Here is a 19,556-nt window from a genome sequence, read left to right on the forward strand (position 1 = left end):
AACAAAGTGATGCAGGCATTGTGGCACATGCCTTCAGCGCCATCCTTAAGCCTTTGGCAATGTGACACAACAGGGCCCTGCCAGATCACTGGCAGGGCCCTGTCGGTCAGAATGTACCTGTTGGAGGCTCAGGCAGAAGCGAGCACACCGGTCTGTTGCTGCACCTGCTCGGTATCCATCAGATGGATGGTCACCGGAACCGACTTGGCCGCAATGGTATGACTGCGCTCGTCGCGGTTGGCAATCGGAATCAGGCCGTTGGTTTCGGGGTAGTAGGCCGCCGCGCATTTTTCGGGAACATCATAGGGCATGACCCGAAAGCCCGAGGCCCGCCGCTCGATGCCATCTTCTGCCACGGCGCGAAACTCGATCAGGTTGCCCTCTTCAAGGCCGAGTCGCTCGATATCGGCCGGGTTCATCATGACTACCATGCGTGTACCGTAGACATCGCGGTAGCGGTCATCGAGCGAGTACACCGTGGTATTGAACTGATCGTGCCCGCGGGTGGTAATCAGCTGGAAGTGTTCGGCATCCGGCGAGCTCATGCTCGAATCCAGCGTATCGCCCGGGTAGAGGAAGTTGGCCCGGCCGCTTTCGGTCTCCCAGACCCGTTCGCGGGCGGCGTTGTAGAGATGAAAGCCGCCGGGGGTGCCCACGCGCGCGTTGTAATCCTTGAACATGGTGGGAAAGACCGCCTCGATGCGATCGCGAATGCGGGCGTAATCCTCGCTGAGCCATTCCCAGTCGACCTTCGTGTGCGGCGGCAGCGTGGCGCGCGCGATACCGGCAATGATCGCTGTCTCGGATTTAAGGTGGGGGGAGGCCGGTTCGATCTGTCCGGTGGAGCCATTGACGTTGCTCATGCCGTCTTCAATGGTCACCGTCTGCAACACGCCGGCCTGAACGTCCTTCTCGGTTCGGGCCAGACACGGCAGGATGAAAGCCTTCCTGCCATGAATCAGATGGCTACGGTTGAGCTTGGTCGAAATCTGTACCGTCATCTTCAGCGTATTGAGGGTCTTCTCGGCCACCCGGTCGATATCCGGGATCGCGCGGAAAAAGTTGCCGCCAAGACCAATGAAGGCATCGACATTGCCGGCGACGATCTGCTCGCAGCATTCGGCCACATCGGCGCCGGGACGCCGGGGCGACTGGATATCAAAGACCTTGTCGAGCTGGCTGAGAAAGGCTTCCTTCGGCTTCTGGTAGATCCCCACCGTCCGGTCGCCCTGCACGTTGGAGTGACCGCGCACCGGACAGGCGCCGGCGCCGCGACGGCCGATGTTGCCACGCAGCAGCAACAGATTGACGATCTGCTGCACACCGTCACCACCATGCTTTTGCTGGGTGATGCCCATGCCCCAGCAGCAGATGACACGTTCGGCCTTCATGTAGACATCGGCCGCCTGCTCGATTGCCTCGCGCGTCAGGCCCGAATGGCGCTCGATGCGTGCCCAGTCGAGTGCACGACAGTGGTCGGCGTAATCCTCGAATCCATGGGTATGCGCCTCGATGAACTCATGATCGAGAATGCGCTTTTCGCCGCGCTCGCGGGCCCGGTCATCGGCCTCGATCACGACCTTGCACAGGCCCTGGATGGCGGCGATGTCTCCGCCGATGCGTACCTGATGGTACTGTGAGCTGATGGTGGTACCGGAAGGTTTCAGCATGTCCATCGGGCTCTGCGGGTTGGCAAAGCGTACCAGTGCCTTCTCGCGCAGTGGATTGAAGGTCACCACGGCACCGCCGCGGCCGACCAGTTCATGCAGGTTGCCCATCATGCGCGGGCTGTTGGTGCCGGTATTCTGGCCGAAGATGAAGACTGCATCGGTATGGTCGAAATCATCCAGAATCGTGGTGGCCTTGCCCACGCCCAGGCTGTCGGGCAGCGAGACCGTGGTGGTCTCATGGCACATGTTGGAGCAGTCGGGAAAGTTGTTGATACCGTACATGCGTCCGAACAGCTGAAACATGAAGGCAGACTCGTTGGGCGCACGGCCCGAGGTATAAAGGTGCACGCGCCAGCGGTCTTCATAACTTTTGAGCTCTTCGCCGATGTCCTGAAAGGCATCCTCCCAGCTGACAGCCTCATACTTGTCGGTGGCGGCGTTATATCGCATGGGATGGGTCAGGCGCCCCTGGTTTTCAAGCTCGTGATCACTCCATCTGGAGAGTTCACTGACCGTATGGCGTTCAAAGAAATCCGGGCCGACACGCTTGCGGGTCGCCTCCCAGGCCACAGCCTTGGCACCGTTTTCACAAAACTCCGCCATGGCGGGCTTGATGGGGTCGGGCCAGGCGCAGCTGGGGCACTTGAAACCATGATGCTTGTTCATCGACAGCATCAGCGCATTGCCGACAAAGGGCACCTGCTGACGCAGCATATGCTCCTCAACGGCTCTCAGGGCGCCCCAGCCTCCGCCGGGGGCAGTGCCCTTGTTCTGGGTGCCGTAAACCTCACCATTACCCTGATGGGTCGTATGTTTTTTCACCATGATGGCCTCCGTGCCAATACGGTTGGAAAAGAAGATAACGTCTGGATATTGCCGAGCGAGTGTGGCGAGTGACGAACGCCGATGCGGGGCCGGCACAAGGGAGCAGGTGTCGGCAGCTACCATGCCCCGACCTTGCCGGGCATTTTCAGTGTGGCACACACCCTGAAATACTGCTTAATGCAAAAGTTAGGCTGCGGGGTATCAGTGCATCGGCCCGCCGGCGGGGAAGGGTGGCCGTGCCAGCCAGATCAGGGCCGTGGTAATGATGAAGATAATGCCAAATATCCAGATGACATCATTGAACGCCATGGTGGCCGCCTGGGCATTGACGGTCTCGTTCATCAGGGCCCAGGCGCCCTGATCCTGCAGGCCCAGTGCGCCCAGACGATCCAGGTAGTGCTCGGTGGCAGGGCTGCCGGGAACAACCGACTCGGTCAGGCGGGCATGATGATAGATGCTGCGGTGGTCATAGAGGGTGACCGACACCGCCGTGGAGATACTGGTGGCCAGCGTTCGACAGAAGTTGGAAAGCCCCGAGGCGTCCGCAATCTGATCATCCCTGAGCCCGGCAAAGATGATCTGGTTGATGGGAACAAAAAAGAACGCCACGCCCGCGCCCATGATGAGGCGGGGCATGGCCAGCTCACTGTAGGCAATCTGGCTGTTGAAGCCCGCCGCCCAGAACGAGCAGAAGGCAAAGATCCCAAAGCCCACGGTGACCAGCACGCGCAGGTCAAAATGGCTTTGAAAGCGCCCCACTAGTGGTGAGGCAAACAGTGCCAGTATGCCGATGGGTGCCACGGCCAGGCCCGCCCATGTGGCGTTGTAGCCCATGACCTGCTGTACCCAGTTGGGAGTGATGACGGTGTTGCCAAAGAAGGCAAACATGCCCAGCGACAGACACAGTGTGCCCACAGCGAAGTTGCGCTGACCGAACAGGCGCAGATTGACCACCGGGCGGCGGTGCATCAGCACCCAGGCCACCAGGAAGGTAATGCCCACCAGTGCCACAATGCCCAGCGTCACGATCATGGGTGAGGCGAACCAGTCATGGTCGTTGCCGTTGTCGAGCATGAACTGCAGCGCACCCACGCCCACGATCAAAAGTCCCAGCCCGATGACGTCCACCGGCACACGGGTAGTCTTTGATTCACGCCCGCGCAGCAGCCACAGGCTGAGTACCAGCGAGAGGATGCCGACCGGGATGTTGATGTAGAAAATCCACGGCCAGGAGTAGTTGTCGGTCAGCCAGCCGCCCAGAATCGGTCCGCAGATGGGCGCTACCACCACAGTCATCGCCCACAGCCCGATGGCCATGCTGCGTTTTTCGGAAGGGTAGTTCTTCAGAAGCAGTGTCTGGGTCAGCGGCACCAGTGGCCCGGAGACCGCGCCCTGGAGCAGGCGAAAGACCACCAGCATGAGCATGCTGTTGGCCATTCCGCACAGGGCCGAAAATACGATAAAGAGAGATATGGAGGTGCAGAACAGGCGCACCTCGCCAAAGCGGCGCGCCAGCCAGCCGGTCAGCGGCTGGGCGATGGCACTGGAGAGCGCATAGGCGCTGATCGCCCAGGTGCCCTCGCTGATGCTCACGCCCATGTTGCCGGCGATGGTATGCACCGACACATTGACGATGGAGATATCAAGCACCTCCATGAAGGTGGCAAGCCCCATCGCCAGCGTCAGCAGTACCAGCTTGACGCCCCGCAGGGGCGGCAGTGCTTCCTGCTCGCGGGAGGTGGTGGCTGTCTCGCTCATGGCGTCGCGCTGTTGCTTGAGGCGTCGAGGAGATCACCGGCGTTGTCGCGAATGATGGCCATGGCGGCGGTATCGGCCTGGCGCTGACGGGCATCGAACACCTCGGTGCGCTGCGGCTTGCGCACGCCGGGGGGACAAGCCAGCACCTGCTCGCCGCTGCCATCTTCCAGCTCGATGCGGGTATAGGTCGACAACCCGATCCGCAGCGGATGGGTATCAAGCGTGTCACCATCGAGTGTGATGCGTACCGGCACGCGCTGAACCACCTTGATCCAGTTACCGGTCGCATTCTGGGCCGGCAACAGGGAAAACGCCGAGCCGGTGCCCGCCGAGAGCCCGGCCACGTGGCCGTGATAGACCACGTCATCGCCATAAAAGTCGGTGGTTACCGTCGCGGCTTGCCCGATGCGTACCCGCCCCAGCTGCGTCTCCTTGAAGTTGGCATCGACCCACAGCTCATGCAGCGGTACGACTGTCAGAAGCGGCTGTCCGGCCTGCACGCTCTGGCCCAGTTGCACCTGCCGGCTGGCCACATGGCCTTCCACCGGCGAGACGACGCGTGTTCTGTCCTGCGCAAGCCAGGCGTTGCGATAGGCGCCGCGTGCCTGCATAACGCCCGGGTCGTGCCAGAGATCGTTGCCGTCAATCAGGGCGTGTGCCGCGCGCGCCTGGGCCTGGGCCTGCTCAAACTGGGCCTGGGCGGCGTCATACTGACGTCGGGCGCTGTCGACTTCCTCTTTTGAGGCGGCGCGTTGTGCCAGCAGCGGCCGGCGGCGCTGGTATTCGTCACGGGCGCGCTCAAGCCGGGTACGCGCCGTGACGGTGGCAGCGTCCAGCTGTATGGCCTGCGCCAGCTGCTGGCGATACCTGCGCACGGCCTGCGCCAGCTGCCCGGCAGCCTGATCAAGGGCGTTGGTGGTGTCGCTGTCATCGAGCTCAAGCAGCACCTGGCCACGCTTGACCGGTTCGGTGTCCTCGACATTGATGGCGGTGACGGTGGCGTTGATCTGCGCGGAGATATTGACCTGATCGCCCTGCACGTAGGCGTCATCGGTAATGACCCGAGTGCTGAGGACCAGTGCGTCCAGCAGATACCAGCCGATGCCGGCCAGCACGAATACCAGGGCGATGATGAGCAAAATGACATTGCGCTTTTTGCGCGACACCGGTGCTTCACTCTGGTCGTCATCATGGGTGGGATGCTCGGGAGCGGCAGGGTCGGTCGTGTGCTCGGACTTATGGGCCATCGGTTGCAGTTCCAGTCTTCAGATAACGCGCATCAGGTTCGGGGACGCGCCCATGATAGCCCCCGCCCAGCGCATGGATCAGCTGGATTCGGGTATCCAGCAGTTCGCCCTCAAGCGCCAGACGGTTCATTTGTTCACGAATCAGGCCCTGCTGCGCCTCGATCAGCGAGCGCGGATCCTCGACACCGCGCGCGTCACGCTCGCGGGCCAGTTGAAGACGATGCTGGAAGCTTTCCAGTGCCTGCGTCTGTGCCCTGCGCTGCTCCTCGATTCGATCCATCGTGACGGTGTGACGGGCCACGTCCTGTGCGGCGTCCACGACACGCTGGTTGTAATCGGCAATGGCGGTGTCAAGTTGCGCGCGGCTGGCGTTATAGCGCGCGTCGAGCCGGCCACCTTCGAAGATGGGCAGCGTCACGGCCGGGCCGATTGATGCCACCGAGACATCCTCGTTGCGTCCGGAGCCCAGCGGATGCACGCGCAGAAAGCCTGCCAGCGCCGACAGGCTGACATTGGGGTAGTAATCCGCACGAGTCTGATCAATGCCGCGCATGCCGGCCTCGACCTGCCAGCGGCTGGCCATGATGTCCGGACGGCGCGCGATCAGCTCAAGACCTGCATTCTGCGGCAGGGTGGTATCCAGCGCCGGCAGCGGCCGCGGGGTCAGATCGTCAAGCTGATCGGGAGACACCCCTATCAGGGCTGCCAGCTGCACCTGATCCTGGCGGGCGGCACCGTTCAATTGGGCGCGCTGCTGTTCAAGCAGGGAGAGCTGCTCGCGGGCCTGGTCCAGCCGGGCGGGGTTTTCGATGTCACGCGCCACGCGCAGATCGGTGATGCGCACGCTGTCGCGCGCCGCGCTCAGCAGGGCATCAAGCGATGACAGCTGAGCCTGGCGCAGCTGCCAGTCCATGTAGGCGCGGGTAATGCCCGCCTGCAGCGCGCTGGCGGCGGCGGCCTGCTCCAGTCGTGTCGCGTGGCGCTGATCAATGGCGGCCTCGATGGCGGCACGCTTTTTGCCCCACCAGTCGAACTCCCAGCCAAACGAGAGCGTGGCCAGCCCCACATTGCTGCGCTGGCTCTCCCCGGCGTTGCCGGTCTCAAACCCCGGCAGCCCGAGCGCTGGGTATTCAAGGTCGGTGCGGCTGATGCTCTGGTTGGCCCGCGCACTGCCTTCAAGCTGTGCGCTCATATCCGCCTGGCGGCCTTCAAGCTGGCGGGAGGCGGTGTCAAAACGCGCGCGGGCACTGTCCAGCGACGGCGCCTCGCGCATGGCACGCTCGATCAGCCCATTGAGTTGCGGGTCATCAAACTCGTGCCACCACCGGGCATCCGGCCATCGGCCCGGGCTGTCCTGATCGTGCTCAAGCCCTGCCAGCGGCGCCTGCTCGCGCAGCACCAGCTCCGATGGTGCCATGCTGGGTGCGCCACAGGCGGTCAGCAACATGCAGATCAGTATCACGGGTATGAGGATCGCGGCAGGAAAGCGCGGAGAGAGGGCTGAAGGCTGGTGCATCATGTTCCCGGTGAAATGGCAGGCAGGCGGTATGGTAATACACATCTGCAGTACGAGGGGGATGGACGCCTTCAAAGGCATTTTTCAGCACCAGACAAGCCCGTTGCACTACTGTAGGCCTGACTGTCGCGCGTGTCGCGTGCCCCATGTTCCAAGGAGCCTTTTGTGCCTTCCATCGCCTGGCGAGATACACGTGAATATTATGGGCGGATCAGCCGCCTTTTTCACTGGCTGATGGCGGCACTGCTGCTGTGGCAGTTTGCCGGCATGATCGCCGCCAATCTGGTCGGCCGCGCGCCCTGGGTCTCCTTTATGGTGGGCAGCCACAAGAGCATCGGGTTTGTCCTGATGCTGCTGATCGCGCTGCGCGCAACGTGGGGGCTGTGCAATCTTTCCAACCGTCCGCCCCATGACCGGGGCGCCGAGATGCTGGTCGCCTTCGGTCAGCTTCTTTTGTATCTGCTGATGATTATCGTGCCGCTTCTGGGGCTGACCATGAACTGGGCCTCTGGCCGGCCGCTGCAGGTGTTCGGGACACAGCTCATGAGCGGGGGGCGCGAAATGGCAGGACTTGCCGAGCTGACCGCCCAGTGGCATGTGTGGATGGCCTGGACCCTGGGCGTTCTGATTGTCGGTCATGTGCTGCTGGCCGTGGTATGGCACGGCCTGATCCGGCGTGACGATACCCTGGGGAAAATGGCGACCCGCCCCGATCACCTGTCCCGCTGAGCAGAAGCATGACACGGACCTGCAGGGCGTCAGGCCCTGCTGAAACCTTGTTGAAGGCAGTGGCGAGGTGCCGGATTTCAACGCACGCTCAATGAGTACGTTGTGAACGCCTCTTCATGATGGAATTGCCAGGGAGTCTGTGAGTCATGTCCTTCAAGTCCTGCAACAAATACAAGAAGCATACGGTACACGGCGTCATCGGTGTCGGGCTGTTGATGACCACGCTGGGCCTGGTATCAGTGGCCCAGGCGCAACAGCAGGCTGCCGATAACGTCGAAATGGCCGCCAGCATCGAGCTTGACGTGCCCTATGTGCCCACCCCCGACACGGTCGTGGCCGGCATGATGGAGATGGGGGCGGTCAGCGAGGGAGATCGCGTGATCGATCTGGGCTCCGGCGATGGGCGCATTGCAATTGCGGCCGCAAGGCAGGGCGCCGAGGTGCTTGGTGTGGATATTGATCCCGAGCGCATCCGCGAGGCCAACGACAATGCCAGGCGTGAAGGGGTGACCGAGCGCGTCGAGTTTCGCCAGGAGGATCTTTTCGACACGTCCATTGCCGATGCCGACGTTTTGACCCTGTATCTGCTGCCGACCATCAATCAGCAGCTGCGGCCCAAAATTCTGGCCGACATGGCGCCGGGTACGCGGGTAGTCTCGCATGCCTTTGACATGGGAGACTGGCAAAGCGATGAGCAGCGCAGCATTGATGGTCGCACTGTCTATCTCTGGCACGTGCCGGCTCGCGTCGAGGGCGAATGGCAGATCACGCAGGGGGACACCCCCGTGAGCCTGACGCTGTCGCAGCGCTATCAGGAGCTTCGGGCCACGGCAGAGCGTGATGGACAGGCGCTGACCGTGGGCGATGCGCGGCTGCAGGGGGATCGGATTGCCTTTACCCTGGCCGATGGTGAACGCCAGCAGCGCTTTTACGGGCGTGTCACGCAGGATCGCATCGAGGCCGTTGAACCCATCGAGGCACTGGAAGGTCCCGGAGAGAAGGTAGACACGGATTGGCAGGCCGAGCGTGCGTCCTGATCGCTCATGAGCGCGAACGCTGTGACCGGCGTGCGTCGCTATCTGGGCGTGTTTGATGCCGTCGCCATCATGATGGGCGTGGTGATTGGCGTGGGGGCCTTTCGCACGCCGCCGCTGGTCGCCGGTCACGTTGACAGCAGCTGGGCCTTTCTGGGGGTATGGCTGGCGGGCGGCGTGGTAATGCTGATCGGTGCGCTGTGCTATGCAGAGCTTGCTTCACGCTATCCCGATGCCGGGGGCGAGTATCATTTCCTCTCCCGCGCCCTGGGCCAGCGGGTGGCGATTCTCTTTGGCTGGGCGCGCGGCACGGTGATCCAGACCGGCGGCATTGCCGCCGTGGCCTTCGTGTTCGGCGACTATGCCAGCACACTCTTCTCGCTCGGCGAGCATGGCCCGGCGCTTTACGCAGGTCTGGCCATTGTGGTCTTTACCCTCGTCAACGTGGCCGGCACCCATCAGGGGCGCATGGTACAGCGTCTTTTTACTCTGCTGACCGTGGCGTTGATGCTGGGTGTGATCGTGCTGGGGCTTGGCAGCATGGAGAGCCACACCCTGTCCCAGCGCAGCAGTGCGCCGATGGGTGAGGGGCTTTCGGCGCTGGGCATGGCCATGGTGTTTGTCCTGATCACCTACGGTGGCTGGAACGAGGCGGCCTATCTGTCGGCCGACATGCGCCAGCCACAGCGTGACATGGCCAGTGTGCTACTGATTGGTTCCGTGCTGTTGATCGTACTGCATGTCCTGATCAATCTGAGCTATCTGGGCGTGCTCGGGCTGGAAGGGCTTCGAAACAGCGAGGCGGTGGCCTCGAACATGATGCAGGTCATTCTGGGCGATACCGGGGCACTGGCGATGACGGTGATCGTGATGGCCGCTACGCTCTCTACGCTGAACGCGACGCTCTTTACCGGGGCGCGGGTCTACTATGCGCTGGGGCGTGATCTGCCGCCCTTGAAGCGGCTGGGCATGTGGAGTCAGCGTGGTAACAACCCGGCCAATGCGCTGGTGGTACAGGGCATCCTGTCGCTGGTACTGGTGGCGCTGGGCGATCTGCATCGCGACGGCTTTGAAGCCATGGTGGATTACACGGCGCCGGTCTTCTGGGGCTTTCTGCTGCTGGTGGGCATTTCACTGCTGGTACTGCGTCAAAGGGAAGGAGATGGTGGAGACCGCGTGTTTCGCGTGCCGCTTTATCCGCTGACGCCCATTTTGTTTTGTCTGGTCTGTGCGGGGCTGGTATATGCCAGCCTTCTCAATGCCGGCGCCGGTGGTGTCATCGGTGTCTCGATCGTGATGCTTGGGATACCGCTGCTGTACTGGCGACGTCGCGAGCCGACAACGGCGACGTAGCGCCCTGTGACGCAACGCCGCCATCGTCTTTGCACTAGTTGTAGCGCTCCTTCCAGCGCTGCACCTTCACCTCACTCTTGAGCACATCCAGCACTTCGACGAGTACCTGCTCGAGCGCCTGATAGTCACTGGTGCTGGCGGGCACGCTGCGAGAAATGGTGCGGTTGGCCAGCTCTTCGATCAGGGAGCGGAAATCCGGTGAGCGAATGCCGATGACCGCTTCCCGGATCAGGCGACTGGCCACATCAGCCATCGCTTCATCCATGGCCTCGACCACCTGGGCGCCCATGGGCAGACGCTGAAGGCTGCGAATGGTGGGGTTTTCCGTCACGGCGCGATGAATCAGACCGCTGACCCAGGTGTTGATGTCGTCGCGGTGATGGGCATAGCTTTCACCCAGTACGCGCTGTACGCGAAGAGAAACGTCATCGATAAGCTGCTGCTTGCGGGGCAGCAATACCTCGTCGGTGACGCGGCGCGATAGATTGCCCTTGGATAGAAAGCCTTCCTGCACATCGGTCAGGATGCGCACGATCACGCGATCGGAAAGTTCTTCCAGCACGATCTCGTAGTACTTGTAGCAAAACCGGTAAATGCCCCAGGTACGAATATCGATCAGGCGCGTGCGCTGCAGTCGAATCAGGAGCCCGATGACACGCAGGATGCGCAGCATGCGCAGTCCGCCGACCGGGATGCAGCCGAGCACGTCATACCAGTGGACGAACGGGTAGAAAAACCAGCGGTGATAGCGCTTGTCCCAGATCGCAAAGGCCCAGCCGCCCAGTACATCGATCACGAAGATGGCGACAAACCAGAGATCGATGGTCTCGAAGTTCTCGTGCAGCCAGGCACCGCCCTGCTCGAGAGACGGCGAGATCGCCGAGAGCATGGCGCGAAAGGTATCGGTCAGATAAAGCGTATCGAAGAGGATCAGGAGCAGGCTGGCCGAGACCAGCACCATGATGATCAGATCCCAGACGAGATAAAACTGTTCGCGCCAGCGCGGTACAGGGCGCCGATGATGGGGTTTGTCCTTTTCAGGCGCATCGCCGCGGGGTTGATCTGCCCAGCTGTTGGCTGGTGGATAACGATCGCGGTGGTTGCGATCGTCTGAAGGGGAATCCTCTTGATGCATGTGTGCCTCCTTGCGTGAGAGGCTATCTCAGATGCTTGAGCGCTCCGCGTCAAGTCGCGGGCGCTCAAACATGCCATCAGCATCGGGATTTCAGGATCAAAAGGACTTACGGCCCGCGCGGCAGTTCGCGCTTGTGCGCCGTGCGCTCATAGGTGCTGATGATACGCTGCGCCGCGTCATCATCAATCTTCTTGCCTTCAAGGAAGTCATCGATCTGATTATAGGTAACGCCCAGGGCGTCTTCATCGGTACGCCCGGGGGACAACGTTTCAAGATCGGCAGTGGGAACCTTGTTGACCAGCGCTTCAGGGCCATCGAGGGCGCTGAGCACGGCACGTACCCGACGCTTGTTGAGTCCGGCCAGCGGTGTGATATCGCAGGCACCGTCACCATGCTTGGTGAAAAAACCCATGACAGCTTCAGCGCCGTGGTCGGTACCGACCACCAGACCGTTATGCCTGCCAGCGACGGCATACTGGGCAATCATGCGCGCACGCGCCTTGATGTTGCCGTGAACGAAGTCACGCTGATACTCGTCGTTGAAATCAAGGCCACCCTGCTCAAGGCCTTCGAGCATGCCATCGGCAGAAGGCTTGATATTCACGTCCAGCTGCGCATCCGCCTTGATGTAGTTGATGGCGGCCTGAGCGTCGTCTTCATCATGCTGCTCACCATAGGGCAGGCGCATGGCGTAGAAGGTAGCCTTGCCGCCACGCTCGCGAACGCGCTCCACGGCAAGCTGGCATAGACGTCCGGCGGTGGTAGAGTCCACCCCACCACTGATTCCCAGTACCAGAGCCTGAGCGCCAGTGTCTTCCAGGTATCTGGCCATGAAGTCGATACGTCGCTCGACCTCTTGTTGAGCATCGAAGCTCTGTTCGATGGCCAGGGCGTCAATAATCTGCTGCTGGGTGGTCATGGGCGCTCATCATCCTTAAGGCAATGAATGTGGTTACTACTGACAGCGTAGCCAGGGATTGGCATCGATAAAGCCGTGTTCACTTGTCAGTGGAATTTTTCAAACACTGCCCATGGTAATGACTGACGCGTGAAAGTGCATGGCGTGCCGCGGCCAGACGCACCTCATTGCGATCGCCGTCAAAGCGCCGGGTTTCGCAGAATACGTGATCACCGTCATCGGTGCGAAATGCCCAGGCAAAGCAGACAGTGCCCACTGGAATGCCATCATCGGAAGGCGCCGGGCCCGCAATGCCGGTATTGGCCACGGCAATGGTGGCCTGCGTATTGTTGAGCGCCCCCTTTGCCATTTCACACGACAGGACCTCGCTAGTCAGCGAGTGTTTTTCAAAGATCTCTTCATCGATATCGAGATAGCGCTGCTTGGCCTCGGGGGAATAGACCACCAGTCCGCTATCGATGAGATGTCCTGATCCGGGAACGCTGGCCAGTTCAGACACGATCAGTCCGGCGGTGCAGGACTCTGCCGTGGTCATGATCTGCTCATGCTGTTCCATATAATTGATCAGCGCCTCGATCATGCTGTCCTTTTGATCGGCCATGTGTTTCCTCCTGAAGCACGGCAAGGGAATTCAGCTTTCAGAATACGCCTTCGATATCGTCGGATACTTAACCGAGGACATGAATAACGCGTTTTGGGCGTAACGCTGTGCAAGGGATTGTACCCGTAGAGTATCCACGCGCTGTCATAGTGTGCTTCGAACGCATTTATAAATATAAATCAACAATTTTGTGCCCTTCATGACCACCGGCAGTGCCAGGCTATAGAGCGTCACTGAAGGCAATAGCCATTCATGTTTCAGGGTGCAGGAGGCACATCATCATGACGATTGAGCAGGGACGTGACGTCCACGATACCCAGGGCCGCCTATTGGGCAGGGTCCAGGCCGAAGAAGACGACTATATCAAGCTCGTGGATGAGGACGGAAAGCACACCTGGGTGCCGGCCGATAGCCTGCGTGACGAAAGCGGTGGACTGGTCGTGGATCAGGAGGCGGAAGTCCTGAAGACGGATCCGGCCATCGACAGTGACATCGGTCGCGTGGACGAGGCGGTACAGGAAAGTTTTCCCGCCAGTGATCCACCGAGCTTTACCCCCGAGCGTTGAAAGCAGGGCCCCGCCAGACGGCGGGGTTTTTTATGAATATCGGAGAAACCGATTGCCAGAGGCCGCTGTGCGTTGGACTCATGAAAGAGCATCTCCCTGCGAGCGCAACATCTCGGCGCCTGCCTGATGCACACGTCCACGGCCGGCATGCTTGGCGCTGTAAAGTGCCTGGTCGGCCATTTCAATCAATGCACCCATATCGTAACCCTGCCGAGGGGCCTCGATCAGTCCTGCCGAGAAGGTGAGATGACTGATTCGTTCATCGCCGATCTCCATGGACCACTGACCAAACTGCTCAAGCACTTCGTTGAGACGCATCAGGGCAATACTGGCGGAGGCCCCCGGCAGGACCACAATGAACTCTTCGCCGCCGTAGCGACATGAGATGTCGGTGGCGCGCAGTCGCTGGGTCAGGATCTCGCCCAGTGCCACCAGCACCTGGTCGCCGGCATCGTGTCCCCATGTGTCGTTGAGCCGCTTGAAATGGTCCAGATCCAGCAGCGCCAGCGATACCGGCGCCTCGTCCGCGGCATTTTCAAGCAGGCCGGGCAGCGTCTCATTGAGATAGCGCCGGTTATAAAGACCGGTCAGCGCGTCACGATAGGCGTGGTCGGTCAACTGGCTGCGCAGGCGCAGATTGATCAGCGTCAGCGTCAGGATGCGCGCAGTCTCATCGGTCATGCGTTCCAGACGGTGGCGATCCTCATCATCCAGCGGTGCCGCCTGCAGGATCATGCGGCCCAGTGCGCCGGTGGTCGTGGTCAGACGCTGGCGGTATTCAAATGCCGGCTGTGTCGACAGTGCGTTGCCCCAGGTGATGCAGTGAGCCTGATCCATTTCCTCGATCCGCAGGGCCAGTTCACCGCTCGTGTCAGGAAAGCACTGTGGCAGGTACTCCTCCAGCAGGGGAACTACGCCAATAATATCGTTGAGCTCGAACAGTTGCGTGCTGAGCTCATTGAGGCGCTGACGATACAGGCCATCGCGGGACAGGCGCTGGTTCAGCAGTACCAGACCCTGCTCGGCCTCCTTGCGAATTGTAATGTCATGCACCATTTCATAGATCAGCGTTCTCCCACCGATCACGACTGCCGCCACGAAGACCTCCACGTCGCGAATGGCACCGCTTGCCAGGCGGTGACGGGTCTCGAAATGCCCTTCACGCTCCATCAGGGTCTGCTGGGCGCGCTGACGACGCGTGGCCACGGGTGTCAATGAGATATCATGCATGAGCATCGTCTTGAGAGCGTCCAGCGAATGTCCGTAGTAATCACTGGCGGCCATATTGGCATCGACGATGGCACCACTCTCAGGGTCTACCAGCAGCTTGATGGCATTGCCGCTTTCAAATGTGCTGCGATAAAGGCTCGAGTTTTCGATCAAGAGCTCGGTGGCCTGCTTGCGGGCGCTGATATCCTCGATCAGCAGCAGATAAAGGTTCTCTTCCGGCAGCGCCGCGATCACCCACTCTGCCCAGAGCGGCTGATGCTCACCGGGCCCATGGCCGTAAAGGCTCATGCGAAGCTCACGGTGCCAGGTACTCTCGCGGCGATGCTCGATGGGCTGCTGCTGCCATTCATGCCAGTGGTGCAGGACGTCTGCGCGCTCTTCGGCGCTTACCCACTGCCAGATACTGTCCTGCCCGGTCACAATCCTGTGTGGTGTCAGCAGCTGTTCCAGCATGCTGTTGTGCTGATGCACCACACCCTGAGTGTCGATCACCAGCATGCCAATGGGTGCAGTATCAAAAAGGGTCTGCAGCCGCTTCTGGGTTTCCGCCAGACGCTGCTCCTGTTCACGGCGTGCATGGATATCAGTCACAGTGCCCACGATGCGAGTGGGACGCTGATCTTCATCAAAGTCAATGATCTGACCGTTGGCCAGCAGCCAGCGCCACTGATTGTGCGCATCGAGAAAGCGATATTCACAACGCCAGTGTTCACTGTGCCCGGCGACATGCTCGTCAAAGCTTGCGATGACCTGGTGCAGGTCTTCGGGATGAAACAGGCGGTCGCGCCAAGCCTGGGCATCGCGGGGCAGTGCGCCATTGCGATAGCCCAGAATCTGATGAAACTGTGCGGAAGCGAACAATTTATCGGTGATGAGATTCATGTCCCAGACCCCTGTGCCGGAGCCGATCAGGGCAAGGTTCCAGCGCTGTTCCTGTTCGGATAGACGAACTCGTGTATCGTTCAGGGCCTGCCAGGGATAGCGCAGATGGCTCAAAAAGAGCGCGCGAAAAATCAGCAGGTAGGAGATGGCCTTGTAGATGTGTCCCAACACGTTGAACTCATCATTGGCCGTGCCGTAAAGCGTAAAGCAGATTTCAGCCAGCGCTGTGATCCAGGCCGCGACCGTGAGCATTTCCCGGTCACGGCGCTGGCGCAGGCGCGAGGAGCGCAGCAGGATGATACCGGCGAGCACGCTCATGCCGGCCAGTCCCCATTCCAGCGTAACCTTGAGCGGCGTCAGCCCCTGCTCGGGAATATAAAGCACTGGCAGATGTTGCGGGTAGCCGAAAATGGCTACCAGTGACACAACGCCTGCTGCAAGAAACAGTACCAATATCAGCCGCGGGAAACGGGCAGGCTGATCCGACAGCTGGGAAAGCGACAGCAGTAGCAGCGCGCTGATCGCGCTCAGGCGACCCAGTATCCAGAAGTAGATCGCCTTGTTCAGGGCGTTGGGCGAGAAAAGATCCGGCATGCCGGGCATGGAGAGAAAATGCAGGCTATCCATCACCGCCGAAAGCCCCAGCAGGGCGCCAACACACAGATACTGGGTAGAAAGCGTTCGATAGCTGTTGAAAATGGCAAGCGCGGAAAGCACGGTCACCATCACACAGATCAGCTCAACCAGGGAGTGAAATCCCAGGTAGCTCTGCATCGCGCCGAAGACCTGTTGGCCCGGTAACAGGGTCAGCATGATCATGAGCCCCAGCAGCGCCCAGAAGAGGCTGCCCAAAGGGCCAATCAGCAGGTGTTTAAGGGCTGTCTTGAGCGTTGCCATTCCACCGTCCAGCGTTATAGAGGTGCAGGGCTGCATATTAGGCTAATGAGCATGAGACGCTAATCCATGAAAATCGCCCTTTCCTGGGGTCTATTCATGAAAAGATCGGGGCCGGCCACGATCATCAGCCTGCCCACTGACGCTGACGCCGGACCAGATAGAGGGCCCCAAGCCCCAGCGAACGCACCAGGGTAAAGATCGTAAAGGCCAGCCACAGCCCGTGATTGCCCAGGGGCTGGGCCAGCCACCAGACCGGCAGATAGACCAGCAGGGCCACAATGATCGTGTCACGCATGGCCCGGGTGTCGGTGGTGCCAATGAACACGCCATCCAGCAGATAGCTCCACACGGCAATGAGCGGCATGACGATCAGCCATGGCAGGTAATGGCCGGCCAGCTGGCGGATGGGCTCGATATCGGTCAGCCGCGCGATCAGCCAAGGGCCGGCAACGCTGAAGGCCAGCGCCGCCACGACGGCGGTCAACAGTGAAAACACCGCACAGGCCCGCACCGACTGCGCAAACTCGCGCCAGTCCTGTCTGCCGGCTGCCTTGCCGGTGAGTGCTTCGGCGGCGTTGGCAAAGCCATCGAGCCCGTAGGAGATCATCATGACCAGCTGCATCAGGATGGCATTGGCAGCCAGCGTCTGATCGCCCAGCTGCGCCCCCTGAGAGGTAAAAAAGGCCATCGCAAACAAAAGGCACAGGGTACGCACAAACAGATGGCGGTTAACGCGAAAGAGCTCACCGTAGGCTTTAAGACGCTTGAGCGGCGTGGCGTCAAACCGGCCGCCCAGCGTTTTCAGCTCACGTCCCACCAGCCATAGCCCGACCGTCAGCGCCGTGTAATCGCCAATCAGCGAAGCGGTGGCTACCCCCTTGATGTTCATGTCGAGCCCCACCACCAGCACAATATCCAGCACGATGTTGACGCTGTTGGTGATCAGCATCAAAAGCAGGGTCACGCGGGCATTCTGGCGCCCCAGAAACCAGCCGATGATGGCGTAATTCATTAACACCGCAGGCGCAGAGAAGATACGAACATGGGCGTATTCGGCGGCCAGCCGTGCGGTCGCCTCGCTGTCAGGCTGCAACAGCCAGAGCCCCAGATCGATCAGCGGTGCCGACAGTGCAATCAATGCCAGCCCGATCATCACGCCAATGAGCAGGGACTGACCGAGCAGATTGCGCATGGTCTGATCCTCCCCGCGTCCGGCTGCCTGAGAGGTCAGGCCGGTGGTACCCATGCGCAGAAAGCCAAATCCCCAGAACAGGAAGCTGAACAGGGTGCTGCCAAGGGTCACGGCGGCCAGATAGCGCGCGTGGGGAAGATGACCGATGACGGCCGTATCGACCAGCCCCAGCAATGGCACGCTGGCATTGGAAATGATGATGGGCCAGGACAGCCGCCAGACATCGTGAAGGCGCTGTTGAAAGGAGAGGGGTGCAGCAGTGGACATGAGAATACCGGCCGGTTTGTACCCGTGGAGCTTGCCACACTGGCGTCACGGCGTCAGCAGACCGGCAGTGATCTAGGAAAACAGCATTAACCCTTTAAAGGGTGGGGATATTTGCCTAAGGTAACCCCTGCTTCAGGGCAGGGTTTCCATCCTGTTCACGCGACATGGATGTCAGGCAGTTCGAGTGCACCGGAAGGCACCCGACTGTAGGCATCTCCATAATAATCTCGGCCCGGCATGGCGCAGCATGATGCCTGCGTGGCGTCAGGGATCGACATTCGGGAAACATCATGGAATTTCAACAACGGGTGCAGGCGCGCCGGATGGCAGTCTCGCTGCCACTGGTGATGGCCGGTACCTTCATGGGGTATACGGGTCTGGCCCACGCCCAGGCCGTCACGGATCTTGATTATATCGATCCTGGTATTCAGGAGCCCACGGCCCGTCATGAGCTGTACAATGATCGTGACAACGGCATTCGCCTGAGCGGGGGGCTATCGCTCTACGGTTACGGTGCCACCACGCGAAACGTCAATTTCGGTTCTTCAAGCGGTATTGATGGTGACAATCCCACCGGCAAACACCCGAGCTGGTGGGAGCTGTCGGCCACCCCGACGCTGCGTGGTGAAATCGATACCGGTAAGAGTGTGGTCTTTGCCGGCGTTGTGGGCGTGGGTAGCATGACGCGCGGCAGTGCCTACGGCGACGCCTCGGGCGCCACGCCCGATCACCCGGAAGGCGCACGCGTTGATCGGGCCTACATCGGCTGGCGCAGCGGTACACTATTGGCCGATTCGCTGGGAGAAGATGCGCTGACCTTCTCGTTCGGACGACAGCAGTTCATGTTCGGCGAGGGCTTTCTGGTCGGTGATGGCTATACCGACACCGGCAAGTACGGCGGCTACTGGAACGGTCCGAGTCAGGGCTTCAAGAATACCGCGATAGCCTCGATCGACAGCCACGGCTGGCACGGTGATCTGTTCCATCTGGAGCAGGATCAATACGTGCAGGGCGGACCCGATGAGGAGACGTCGGTCAACGGCGTCAACGCTGAATATACCTTTACCGACCGTGCCAAGGTCGGGGGCGCCTGGTTTCGCACCTACAACAGTGATATTGCCGGCCGGGACGGCATGGATGTCTGGAACGTTCGCCTCAAGGGCAAGCCACTGGCCAGCGTGCCGGGCCTGGCACTGGGTGGACAGTATGTCAGCCAGAAAAACCGGAACGCCGATATCGATGACGATGGCTGGTATGTCCAGGCGACCTACACGTTTCAGGATGCTCCCTGGTCACCAGAAATCGCCTATCGCCATGCCCGGTTCAGCGAAAACTACGACACCCTGTTCTATGAGTTTGCCGGCGGGTGGGGCAACTGGTTCATGGGCGAGATTACCGGCGAATACATGTTGTTCAATACCAACATGAAAATCGACATGCTGCGGGCGTCGGTATCACCACGTGAGGATCTCGAAACCGGCATCATCGGCTATCGCTTTCGCCTGGATGACCCACAGGCCGTCGGCGCCAGCGATGCCGATTTTGCAAAGGAGATCAATCTCTATGCCGACTGGAACATCAGTGAGCAGGTGACCCTGTCAGGCGTGTATGCCGTCGCCTTCCCCGAGGATGGCGCACGTTCGCGCTTTGGCGGCAACGACAATACCTCTCAGCTTTTTGAGCTGTTTGCCACCTATACCTTCTGATCCCTCGACCATGCAAAAAGGGCAGCCCG

Annotated in this window: 14 protein-coding genes; 5 read left to right on the forward strand and 9 right to left on the reverse strand. The window is 60.6% G+C overall.

Annotation, left to right across the window (positions count from 1 at the left end; genetic code table 11):
• Nucleotides 1-128: 128 nt before the first annotated feature.
• The 4 genes from IE123_RS10080 to IE123_RS10095 form a co-directional block, all read right to left on the reverse strand.
• Nucleotides 129-2,495 (reverse strand): FdhF/YdeP family oxidoreductase, encoded by a 2,367-nt coding sequence (locus IE123_RS10080; protein WP_189517681.1) that lies wholly within the window; start codon nt 2,493-2,495, stop codon nt 129-131.
• Between the two features lie 201 nt (nt 2,496-2,696).
• On the reverse strand, nt 2,697-4,253 hold the full coding sequence (locus IE123_RS10085) for a DHA2 family efflux MFS transporter permease subunit (RefSeq protein ID WP_189517684.1): 1,557 nt from the start codon (nt 4,251-4,253) through the stop codon (nt 2,697-2,699).
• A complete protein-coding gene (locus IE123_RS10090; RefSeq protein ID WP_189517687.1) occupies nt 4,250-5,500 on the reverse strand; it encodes an HlyD family secretion protein in 1,251 nt (416 codons plus the stop codon). Before IE123_RS10090 ends, IE123_RS10085 begins: the two co-directional genes overlap by 4 nt.
• The gene (locus IE123_RS10095; RefSeq protein WP_308430218.1) at nt 5,490-7,097 is read right to left on the reverse strand and encodes an efflux transporter outer membrane subunit; all 1,608 of its coding nucleotides are present in this window, start codon (nt 7,095-7,097) and stop codon (nt 5,490-5,492) included. Before IE123_RS10095 ends, IE123_RS10090 begins: the two co-directional genes overlap by 11 nt.
• An 84-nt stretch (nt 7,098-7,181) precedes the next feature.
• Here IE123_RS10095 and IE123_RS10100 point away from each other — a divergent pair, with 84 nt between their 5' ends.
• The 3 genes from IE123_RS10100 (at nt 7,182) to IE123_RS10110 (ending at nt 10,132) form a co-directional block, all read left to right on the forward strand.
• Nucleotides 7,182-7,745: a cytochrome b gene (locus tag IE123_RS10100; protein WP_189517693.1), complete on the forward strand. Its 564-nt coding sequence runs from the start codon at nt 7,182-7,184 to the stop codon at nt 7,743-7,745.
• Between the two features lie 146 nt (nt 7,746-7,891).
• On the forward strand, nt 7,892-8,782 hold the full coding sequence (locus IE123_RS10105; protein ID WP_189517696.1) for a methyltransferase domain-containing protein: 891 nt from the start codon (nt 7,892-7,894) through the stop codon (nt 8,780-8,782).
• Nucleotides 8,783-8,788: 6 nt separating this feature from the next.
• On the forward strand, nt 8,789-10,132 hold the full coding sequence (locus IE123_RS10110) for an APC family permease (RefSeq protein ID WP_189517699.1): 1,344 nt from the start codon (nt 8,789-8,791) through the stop codon (nt 10,130-10,132).
• A 34-nt stretch (nt 10,133-10,166) separates the two neighbouring features.
• On the opposite strand, the gene IE123_RS10115 is transcribed toward IE123_RS10110, so the two are convergent.
• From IE123_RS10115 to IE123_RS10125, 3 genes are all read right to left on the reverse strand, one after another.
• The gene (locus IE123_RS10115) at nt 10,167-11,267 is read right to left on the reverse strand and encodes an ion transporter (protein WP_189517701.1); all 1,101 of its coding nucleotides are present in this window, start codon (nt 11,265-11,267) and stop codon (nt 10,167-10,169) included.
• Nucleotides 11,268-11,373: 106 nt separating this feature from the next.
• Entirely contained in the window at nt 11,374-12,186 is an 813-nt protein-coding gene (gene nadE / locus IE123_RS10120) for an NAD(+) synthase (protein ID WP_189517709.1), read from the reverse strand.
• A 79-nt stretch (nt 12,187-12,265) separates the two neighbouring features.
• Complete coding sequence (locus IE123_RS10125) at nt 12,266-12,787, reverse strand: CinA family protein (RefSeq protein ID WP_189517712.1); 522 nt, start codon at nt 12,785-12,787, stop codon at nt 12,266-12,268.
• 281 nt (nt 12,788-13,068) lie between these two features.
• Between IE123_RS10125 and IE123_RS10130 the strand changes: the two genes are divergently transcribed.
• The gene (locus tag IE123_RS10130; RefSeq protein ID WP_189517714.1) at nt 13,069-13,353 is read left to right on the forward strand and encodes a hypothetical protein; all 285 of its coding nucleotides are present in this window, start codon (nt 13,069-13,071) and stop codon (nt 13,351-13,353) included.
• Between the two features lie 78 nt (nt 13,354-13,431).
• On the opposite strand, the gene IE123_RS10135 is transcribed toward IE123_RS10130, so the two are convergent.
• Both IE123_RS10135 and IE123_RS10140 read right to left on the reverse strand, forming a co-directional pair.
• The gene (locus IE123_RS10135) at nt 13,432-16,362 is read right to left on the reverse strand and encodes an MASE3 domain-containing protein (RefSeq protein WP_189517716.1); all 2,931 of its coding nucleotides are present in this window, start codon (nt 16,360-16,362) and stop codon (nt 13,432-13,434) included.
• 124 nt (nt 16,363-16,486) lie between these two features.
• A complete protein-coding gene (locus IE123_RS10140) occupies nt 16,487-17,821 on the reverse strand; it encodes an MATE family efflux transporter (protein WP_189517719.1) in 1,335 nt (444 codons plus the stop codon).
• A gap of 290 nt (nt 17,822-18,111) precedes the next feature.
• Between IE123_RS10140 and IE123_RS10145 the strand changes: the two genes are divergently transcribed.
• Nucleotides 18,112-19,527, forward strand: coding sequence for an alginate export family protein (locus tag IE123_RS10145; protein ID WP_189517721.1), 1,416 nt, complete (start codon nt 18,112-18,114; stop codon nt 19,525-19,527).
• Nucleotides 19,528-19,556: the final 29 nt, after the last annotated feature.

Source organism: Kushneria pakistanensis, assembly GCF_014652795.1.
GTDB classification, from domain to species: domain Bacteria; phylum Pseudomonadota; class Gammaproteobacteria; order Pseudomonadales; family Halomonadaceae; genus Kushneria; species Kushneria pakistanensis.

Excerpts from the sequence above, each read along its gene's own strand:
- IE123_RS10080 (WP_189517681.1), bottom strand. The coding sequence starts at position 2,495 with ATGGTGAAAAAACATACGACCCATCAGGGTAATGGTGAGGTTTACGGC.
- IE123_RS10085 (WP_189517684.1), bottom strand. The coding sequence starts at position 4,253 with ATGAGCGAGACAGCCACCACCTCCCGCGAGCAGGAAGCACTGCCGCCC.
- IE123_RS10090 (WP_189517687.1), bottom strand. The coding sequence starts at position 5,500 with ATGGCCCATAAGTCCGAGCACACGACCGACCCTGCCGCTCCCGAGCAT.
- IE123_RS10095 (WP_308430218.1), bottom strand. The coding sequence starts at position 7,097 with ATGCCTTTGAAGGCGTCCATCCCCCTCGTACTGCAGATGTGTATTACC.
- IE123_RS10105 (WP_189517696.1), top strand. The coding sequence starts at position 7,892 with ATGTCCTTCAAGTCCTGCAACAAATACAAGAAGCATACGGTACACGGC.
- IE123_RS10110 (WP_189517699.1), top strand. The coding sequence starts at position 8,789 with ATGAGCGCGAACGCTGTGACCGGCGTGCGTCGCTATCTGGGCGTGTTT.
- IE123_RS10115 (WP_189517701.1), bottom strand. The coding sequence starts at position 11,267 with ATGCATCAAGAGGATTCCCCTTCAGACGATCGCAACCACCGCGATCGT.
- nadE (WP_189517709.1), bottom strand. The coding sequence starts at position 12,186 with ATGACCACCCAGCAGCAGATTATTGACGCCCTGGCCATCGAACAGAGC.
- IE123_RS10125 (WP_189517712.1), bottom strand. The coding sequence starts at position 12,787 with ATGGCCGATCAAAAGGACAGCATGATCGAGGCGCTGATCAATTATATG.
- IE123_RS10130 (WP_189517714.1), top strand. The coding sequence starts at position 13,069 with ATGACGATTGAGCAGGGACGTGACGTCCACGATACCCAGGGCCGCCTA.
- IE123_RS10135 (WP_189517716.1), bottom strand. The coding sequence starts at position 16,362 with ATGGCAACGCTCAAGACAGCCCTTAAACACCTGCTGATTGGCCCTTTG.
- IE123_RS10140 (WP_189517719.1), bottom strand. The coding sequence starts at position 17,821 with ATGTCCACTGCTGCACCCCTCTCCTTTCAACAGCGCCTTCACGATGTC.
- IE123_RS10145 (WP_189517721.1), top strand. The coding sequence starts at position 18,112 with ATGGAATTTCAACAACGGGTGCAGGCGCGCCGGATGGCAGTCTCGCTG.